A 6,231-nucleotide genomic window follows, 5' to 3' on the forward strand; every position below is an offset into this window, starting at 1 on the left:
GCAGTATAGCGCCGATATGCGACGAATCGCCTAGATGTTGAGCGCGTGATAGGTCACGTTCGCGCCCGGAGCGTCAACGGTCACGCCATAGGCCTCGGGATAGATGCGCGTCGAGAACACGAGCGCGCCATCGTTCACAAACACCTCGACCGACGAGACATCACCAACAATGCGCACGTTACGGACCTCGTCGACGAGCTCCCAACGCACGGTACGACCGCAGCCGGCAGAAGCGCGACCCTCATCGGTAAATCGCATCTCGAAGCGTGAGGGCAGGTTGCCCTCGGCGGGCACAAACGCCAGCTTCAGCCCGCCATCAACGGTCGCGGTAAATGCGCCGTCGACGTCGCCAACAACAACGTCAAAGCAAGTATCGCCGTCAACCTCCAACGAGCCAGCCCCCACACGCACCGAGACATAATGGTGCTCAATCTCGCGCGCCGGCTGCTGCAGCACTACGCCGCCGGCACCGGCTGTAAGCTCACGCGGCACCGTCATGCAGTGCTGCCAGCCGCACGCCACGGTAGGCGCGTTGCCATAGGTCGGCTCATCGGGCATGCCCATCCAGCCGATTAGAATATGGCGACCGTCCTCGGCCGTGAACTCCTGCGGAGCATAGAAGTCAAAACCAGCGTCCCACAGGCGGAACTCGCCCAGCTCATAGGCACCGTCACCACCGGTAATGTCGCCCGTTACAGGCATGTAGCCAGCAGCGTAAACGTTGCCGCGGTCCCAACGACCGCCCTCAAGCCCCTGAGGAGAGAAGGACAGCCACTTCGCCGGTACGCCGCCATCCGCCTCAAGCTCCAGATACCCCGGGCACTCCCACATAAAGCCAAAACGCTTGGGCGTAGACACGCGGCTCTCGAGCTCCCAACTCAGCATATCGGCCGAGCCATACACCAGGATCTCGCCCACATCGCGCCCGGCACCCTCGCCGTGCATGGCACAAAAACGGCTCTCGACATGCGGCCCATCCACGCGACGACGAGCACCCAGCACCATGTGATAACGCTCATCATCATCGCGCCACACCTTGGGGTCACGCACGTGGCAGGTCAAATCATCAGGATAATCCTCAGACGCCAGCACTACGCGCTTGGCGCCGAACGCCTGACCGTCGGTGCTCTCCACATAGACGGTATCGGCGCGGCGGCCGGTATTGACGTAGTCGTACGTGCCGTCCGCATCGGAAAGCTTAACGTTGCCCGTATAGAGCACGCGAATGCGACCGTCCTCGGCAAGCGCGGAGCCCGAATACACACCGTGGCAATCGAACGGCTCGTCGGGCAGCAGCGGAGCGCCAACATAGTCCCACGTCATAAGATCGCGGCTCGTCGCATGGCCCCAGGCCTTAACGCCGCCCTCGACATCAAACGGCGCATATTGAAAATAGACATGGAACACGCCGCCCGCTTGGCAAAGACCGTTGGGGTCGTTGAGCCAACCCGCCGGCGGCATAATATGGAAGCGCTGGCCATATGCGCCATGACCGCACTCAGAGGCGGCGGCGTCAACAGCGGCGACCAGCTTTGCAAGGTCGCGACCAAGGGCATTAGACATATCAAAGTCCTAACGGATCGAAAGTAACAAGGCGCCAGAGATCGGCACCAGATACGGGAAACGCCCGCGAGCATACAACCCGCGGGCACCCCTCAATCAAAAGCTCTTAGGCCTGCTCGGAAGCCTTGGGCTCGTCCTTGTACAGGACAAACGAGATAGCAAAGGACACGACCGCGGCAACCGCGAACATGATCGCGTACTGCACGGGCTGGGCCAGGCACAGCAGAATACCGAAGATGCCGGTAACGCCCGTGCCGGAGGCGGCCAGCGAAGTAAGCGCGCAGACCAGGGCACCGCAACCGCCGCCGATGCAGCCGGCGATGAAGGGCTTAAAGAAGCGCAGGTTCACACCAAAGATGGCAGGCTCGGTAATGCCCATGAAGGCGGACAGGGCCGAAGGAAGCGCCAGGCCCTTGATCTTGGCATCGCGGGTCTTAAAGGCAACGGCAAGCGCGGCGCCACCCTGGGCGATGTTGGCAGCACTGGCGATGGGCAGCCAGTAGGTCACGCCGTGCTGGGCAAGCTGGCCCAGGTCGATGGCGGTGTACATCTGGTGGATACCGGTAACGACCGTGGGAGCATAGAACAGGCCGACGATAAAGGAACCGATGCCGAAGGGCAGAGTCAGCAGGGTCTGGATCAGACCGAGGATGGCGTTCTCGGCCCACACGAAGATGGGGCCGACGGCAACGAGGGTCACGAGCACGGTCACGAACACCGAGACAAGCGGGGTCACAAAGAGATCGAACATCTCGGGGACAACCTTGTGGAGACGCTTCTCGAGGAAGGCGAGAATGGCGCAGGCGATAACGATGGGGATAACGTGGCCCTGATAACCGACCCACTCAAAGCTGTACACGCCGGGGATGACGGTGACCATGGTCTGCACGCCCTCGGAGGCAACCGTGTAGGCGCTCTGCAGCGAGGAGTTGATGAACGCACCGCCGACGACGGCACCAAGATACGGGTTGGCGCCAAAGGCCTTAGCGGCGGAGTAACCGATCAGGATCTGCAGAATGCCAAAAGACGTTCCCGAGACCAGGTCGGCGATCTTGTAGATAAAGTTATTGGTGTCGAGCGCGATAAAGCCGTTGGAGGCCATAAAGTTGAGGGCGCTCATAATGCCCAGCAACAGACCCGAAGCAACGATGGCGGGAATAATGGGGACAAAGACGTCGCCGAGCACCTTAATGGCGCGCATAAAGATATTCTGCTGCTGAGCCGCGGCCTCCTTGACCTCGGCCTTGGTGGCAGCCTCGACGCCGCTGAGCGCGATGAACTTTTCGTAGACCTTGTTGACGGTGCCGGTGCCAAAAATAATCTGGAGCTGGCCCTGGGCCTCAAAGACGCCCTTGGCGCCGTCGATATTCTCGATGGCCTCCTTGTTAACCTTTGAATTATCGGCAATCACCAGGCGCAGACGCGTGGCACAGTGTGCGGCCGAAACAACGTTGTCGGCGCCACCGACGTTGTCGACCACCTCTTGGGCTGATTTGCGGTAGTCCATGACTTCCCTTTCCTCCAACGGGCGCATCTGCACCCGGCCATCTTTGACACTTACACTGTAAACGATTTCAGTTTCATCTGTCTGTAATCGTTTTCACTTTAGGGTGAACGGTAGGAATAGGCCGGCGAATGGTAGTTTTAAGGCAAAAATAGGCGCTCAGCGGCACACAGACGAGCCCAAAACCTAAACATTCATAAGCTGATGGCCGAGCTTAAGCGTCTTTAGACCGCGCTCCCCCTCCACGCCATCGAGCGTGTTGAGCAACATATTGGTCGCCTCGACGCCACTGGTCAGATACCCATAGTGCACGGTGGGAATGCCGCCCGTCAGCGCGCGCAAAAATGCGTTGTCGCCAAAACCGCTCACGCGGTGTATACCCTCGCCCATGCCGCGAACCTCATCGATAGCACGCAGCGCGCCCGCCGCCATGGTGTCGGTCGCACAGGCGATAAACGAAACATCGGGAGCGACGGAAAGCAGCTCGCGCGCAGCGCGATAGCCCGAGTCAAGCGTAAAGGATCCCTGCCGAATCAGGCTCGGATCAAGCGCCACGCCCGCGGCGTGCAAGCCGGCCTCAAAACCGCGACGGCGGTCATAACCGGCCGCGCGGTCATCCTCGGTAACTCCAATGTAGGCGATCTTGCCGTCCACACGACCCGCAAGCGCATGACCCAGCTCAAAGGCAGCCTCGTAATCGTCGTGATAGACGCAAACCGCGCCCTCAACATTCTGGCCGATCAGCACAATGGGCACGCGGCACGACCCAATCGCCCGACGGTGCTCGTCGGTAACCATGGTCGCCACCAGCACAATACCATCGACCGGGTGGTTTTGGAATAAATCGAGGTATTCGAGCTCGCGATCGGCCGCATTGTCGGTATTGGCAAGCAGCATCTGGTAGCCACGGCGACCGAGCACCTGGCCTATACCGGCGGTAATGCGGCTCACGGATTCCGAGTTAATCTTGGGCACGATGACGCCGATGAGCTTGGTGGAGCCGGTGCGCAGCGCACGAGCCTGACTGGACCGCACGTATCCGGTCAGCTCAATCGCCTGTTTAATGCGCTCGGCCTTGTCCTCCGAGATATATCCACCGTTGAGGTAGCGCGAGACGGCGGCGCTCGAAACGCCGGCTAGCTCGGCCACATCCTTCATCTTTACCACGAGCACCCCTGTCGTTGAAATCGCTTTCACCATAATACCCGTGCGGAGCGACATGCGCGTCGCAAGACAGGACGTCACGGTCAATTAAGCTGTCGTAGCACGGGCATCGTAGAGCTTCAACTAAAAACTTCAAAATATAAGTGCCGAATCAGTCAAACTACCGATTCGGCACCCCGTTACATTTGCACACAGTGGCAGGCAAAATCCAACTCGAGAACAACTTACTCACTTTGGAAAGACGCATCGCTGTCCGCTGCCAATTCCGAAGGAAGAATTGCCGGCAGCGTCAAAGCCCCCATGGGCGAAAGTCCAGTAACGACCATCAGATAGCTCTTAGCGTGGCCATACGCCATGGAAATCGCATTGGAGAGAAGATAACGGCGCGCTTCATCGTCTGAAATGTCGAACGGCAATTTTGTAGACACCGAAATAGCAACCCTTACATCAGCGCGCATTTTTTCCTTTGCATCGTCTCTATCAATCAGGCTGCCGCACACATACAGCTTTAAGTCTGCACGCTCGCCCACCTTGTTCCTCAATAGATGGACGTCCTGATAACTAACGTCAACTTTTAAATCCATATTCTGGGAAGGCTCATTCTCAATATGAAAAGTTGAGTCGACAACAAACAAATGAACAACCTGAATAGGCGCAATGAAATCCTTGCTCATGCAGCCAAACCTCCCGGAATCATCTCAAAGTTCAATCGTTTAGCCGAGCAGTCGCTGTTAAATGAAGACCATTGTTCTCGGACAGAAGTATTAGACGAGGAAAACGGCGCCTCATTCGAATAACTGGAAATGACCTGAGGAATGATTTTGATACCCAACGCAAGCTCAAACTTTGCGATTGTTTTCAGCGTCATGTTAGGCTGAGAATTCAACAATTTCGAAAGCGACTGAAGACTCACGCCCATACGCTTTGCCAACTCGCTTTTACTCAAGCCCGAGCGCTGCATCTCGCGATGAACAATAAACTCAATATCTAGTGCGTGCTCATAGGCACGGGTTTCGCTCGTTTCCGTTTCCGCGTAAAAGTCCGATAAATCGACCTTAACCATTACAAGTCTCCGTTTCGTAAGCGGGCAAAAAAGCCGACGCTATGACCCCAAAAGCTGCTTTGCTATCACGGCCAACTGTTTTGCGCGTTTAATTTCTTTGGAAATATTTCCCGAGCCTTGATGGCCCTTAAACCAAAAAAGCAAAACAATCTTGTCCACGCCTTGGCAAATCGCGTAGACCATTTCTCGATTAACCCCATCAAAACCCTTGAGTTCGTATAGTCCAATCTTAGGCTCAATACACCGAAGCTTTGACGTTCCAATGACATCCTTTAGCCCGTAGTCATAGATTTTTGAAATCTGATTAATCATTTTACGGGCGGTAAACTTCGTTTTAGGATCAGAAATCATCTTCTGAAACTGAGAGTTCTCAGGGGAGGTGGTTAGTTCCCAAAAAGGTCGTCCCTCGGGATCAGCATATTCGACAAGTTCATAGTCACTAACCAAAGGCCACCCCCTCCGCTTCAGAAGAAACCAAATGTGGTTAACTTATAAGTTAAGTTTAGTCAAATTCAAATACATAGCAAGTCTCAAGCCGAGTTCAAGCAATCTGCATTATTGACTCAGAGAATTGTGAGAAAGAAACGGCAGAAACTGCATTGGCAAATAAGACCCTCAGCGAAGTGCCCGAACTTTTATGGTGGCCAACAACATACCCAGGAAACGAAGGCGAGGCACGCAATCGCCCAGTCACCGTCGCCTGTCTAAGAGGACGCGGCGGCCGGCGTCGATGCGGGCCTGGTCTTCTTAGCAGTCTTGGTCGCAGGCGTCTTGGCGGACGCGGGCGCGGGCTTTACGTCATGCTCGTGAGACGGATTAGGCGTAAGTGCGGGATCCTCGCTGGGCTTGGTCTCATCACGATCGCGTCGGAAATGTTGGTGTAAGCGCGCCGACGGCTGACCGCCAAACGCAAGCGGCCCCTGTCCTAGAATCTGGA

Annotated in this window: 7 protein-coding genes; all 7 read right to left on the bottom strand. The window is 56.5% G+C overall.

Translation table 11 applies throughout. From position 1 onward, the window contains the following. Nucleotides 1–30: 30 nt before the first annotated feature. The gene (locus tag GPK39_RS02130; protein WP_215673591.1) at nucleotides 31–1,563 is read right to left on the bottom strand and encodes a glycoside hydrolase family 32 protein; all 1,533 of its coding nucleotides are present in this window, start codon (nucleotides 1,561–1,563) and stop codon (nucleotides 31–33) included. Nucleotides 1,564–1,669: 106 nt separating this feature from the next. Beyond that, nucleotides 1,670–3,070: a PTS transporter subunit EIIC gene (locus tag GPK39_RS02135; RefSeq protein ID WP_252204520.1), complete on the bottom strand. Its 1,401-nt coding sequence runs from the start codon at nucleotides 3,068–3,070 to the stop codon at nucleotides 1,670–1,672. A gap of 183 nt (nucleotides 3,071–3,253) precedes the next feature. Further along, nucleotides 3,254–4,225, bottom strand: a complete 972-nt coding sequence (locus GPK39_RS02140) for a LacI family DNA-binding transcriptional regulator (RefSeq protein ID WP_252204546.1) — start codon at nucleotides 4,223–4,225, stop codon at nucleotides 3,254–3,256. Between the two features lie 230 nt (nucleotides 4,226–4,455). Further along, a complete protein-coding gene (locus GPK39_RS02145) occupies nucleotides 4,456–4,905 on the bottom strand; it encodes a hypothetical protein (RefSeq protein WP_215673592.1) in 450 nt (149 codons plus the stop codon). Continuing rightward, nucleotides 4,902–5,294: a helix-turn-helix transcriptional regulator gene (locus GPK39_RS02150; RefSeq protein ID WP_035138093.1), complete on the bottom strand. Its 393-nt coding sequence runs from the start codon at nucleotides 5,292–5,294 to the stop codon at nucleotides 4,902–4,904. The genes GPK39_RS02145 and GPK39_RS02150 overlap by 4 nt, the downstream gene beginning before the upstream one ends. A 39-nt stretch (nucleotides 5,295–5,333) precedes the next feature. Further along, a complete protein-coding gene (locus GPK39_RS02155) occupies nucleotides 5,334–5,741 on the bottom strand; it encodes a hypothetical protein (protein WP_215673593.1) in 408 nt (135 codons plus the stop codon). A gap of 257 nt (nucleotides 5,742–5,998) precedes the next feature. Further along, nucleotides 5,999–6,231, bottom strand: a 233-nt coding sequence (locus tag GPK39_RS02160; protein WP_215673594.1) for a hypothetical protein, incomplete at its 5' end; no start/stop codon positions are given.

The organism is Collinsella aerofaciens (assembly GCF_018785245.1).
GTDB classification, from domain to species: Bacteria; Actinomycetota; Coriobacteriia; order Coriobacteriales; family Coriobacteriaceae; genus Collinsella; species Collinsella aerofaciens_AD.